The organism is Pseudomonas sp. TE12508 (assembly GCF_056279485.1).
Genome location: NZ_JBWCCN010000043.1, coordinates 1 through 1689 on the forward strand (window position 1 = coordinate 1; position 1689 = coordinate 1689).

The window sequence follows — 1689 nt, forward strand, 5'->3', positions numbered from 1 at the left end:
GTCTACAGGTGCATGTTCCACCCTCGCTGACAGCTACCTGCCAACCGTTACCAGTATCGATGAAGGTGGGACGGACTATCTATATTGGGTCGATTTCTGCCGGTCGCCACCGGCCGAAATCGACCCAAAGCGGCCCTTCGCGGAGGTCAGCTCTTTTCTGCGTCCGCGTTTTCGCTCCTGAACTGCATAATCTCGGGCAGGTTGTTTTCAATCCAGTCGACCATTGCTTCTACCTTGGCCGCTGCTGCCTCTCCCAGGGGAGTCAACGTGTATTCCACATAGGGTGGCACTATCGGTCGAGAGAGCCGGTTGACGAGCCCATCGCCCTCCAATCCCTGGAGTGTCTGTGAAAGCATTTTCTCACTCACTCCACCGATTTTCCGACGCAGCTCACTAAAACGATGCGTGCCCCCCAATAAAACAACTAGCACCAGGACGCCCCAGCGGCTGGTCATATGCTTGAGGACCTCTCGCGAAGGGCAATCAGCATGCATAAGTTCGCCGCGACGTATTTTTTCGGAAACAAGGTGAGGGATATAATCTTGGCGGCTCATGATACTTACCTTTTTGTACGTACTTACTATTAGTTAGCCTGTGCCATAGGATGATCACTCCTCCCTTTGGAATCAAGGTGCTTCATTATGATTGCCGTCACAGGTGCTACCGGCCAATTGGGCCGTCTCGTTATCGATTCGCTGCTTAAAACCGTCAACCCACACGAAATCGTCGCGTTGGTGCGCGATCCACTCAAGGCGCAGGATCTTGGCGCGAAAGGCGTTAACGTCCGCCAAGCAGATTACAACCAGCCTGAAACCCTCGTTAGCGCCTTGGTCGGTGTTCAGCGTCTGCTGCTGATTTCGTCAAGCGAAGTCGGCCAGCGTACGGCACAACATCGTGCCGTCATTGAGGCGGCCAAATCTTCGGGCGTTCAACTTCTGGCGTACACCAGCATGCTGCATGCAGACAAGTCGACACTGGGCCTGGCTGTCGAGCACCGGGATACCGAACGGGCGTTGGTAGAGTCTGGATTGAATTACGTACTGCTGCGTAATGGTTGGTACAGCGAGAACTACACTGCCAGCGTGTCGCCTGCGGTCGAGCACGGAGCCATTCTGGGTAGTGCGCAAGAGGGTCGAATCTCCTCCGCAGCGCGAAAAGATTATGCTGACGCGGCAGCCGTTGTACTGACCAGCGAAGGTCAGGCAGGCAAGGTATACGAATTGGCAGGTGATGAGAGTTACTCGTTATCCGAACTGGCCACGGAAGTCGCCAAACAATCCGGTAAGACCGTTGTTTACAACGATCTTCCACAAGAGCAATACAAGGCAGTACTCATTGGATTGGGCCTGCCGGCAGAGTTCGCAGGGCTGCTGGCTGATTCTGATGCCGCAGCAGCTAAAGGCGATCTGTTTGATGACTCTCGCCAACTGAGTGAGTTGTTGGGACGTCCAACGACCCCGATTACTCAATCCGTTAGCGCGGCGCTTAAGCACTAAAACTAGCCAGCAGCAGCTTTGCTTAATGCTTCCAAGCCGCATTGAGCAAAGCCATCCACGCCAACCATCGAGGACCGGGTTGACCGTCTGCTTCTGGCCCAGGTTGTGCGAAAACGCATGGAACGTTTTGTAGCCTGCGTTGCTACATTAAATCTATCGGCTGTTCACGCTAGTAGCGTGGTCTCAAACCAAT

2 protein-coding genes are annotated in these 1689 nt (G+C 54.2%); one reads left to right on the plus strand and one right to left on the minus strand.

Annotated elements, in window-relative coordinates; translation table 11 throughout:
• Positions 1-146: 146 nt before the first annotated feature.
• Complete coding sequence (locus ACZ9IM_RS30445) at positions 147-494, minus strand: winged helix-turn-helix transcriptional regulator (protein ID WP_427622878.1); 348 nt, start codon at positions 492-494, stop codon at positions 147-149.
• 147 nt (positions 495-641) lie between these two features.
• Between ACZ9IM_RS30445 and ACZ9IM_RS30450 the strand changes: the two genes are divergently transcribed.
• Positions 642-1496, plus strand: a complete 855-nt coding sequence (locus ACZ9IM_RS30450) for an SDR family oxidoreductase (protein ID WP_427622758.1) — start codon at positions 642-644, stop codon at positions 1494-1496.
• Positions 1497-1689: the final 193 nt, after the last annotated feature.

Excerpts from the sequence above, each read along its gene's own strand:
- ACZ9IM_RS30445 (WP_427622878.1), bottom strand. The coding sequence starts at position 494 with ATGCATGCTGATTGCCCTTCGCGAGAGGTCCTCAAGCATATGACCAGC.
- ACZ9IM_RS30450 (WP_427622758.1), top strand. The coding sequence starts at position 642 with ATGATTGCCGTCACAGGTGCTACCGGCCAATTGGGCCGTCTCGTTATC.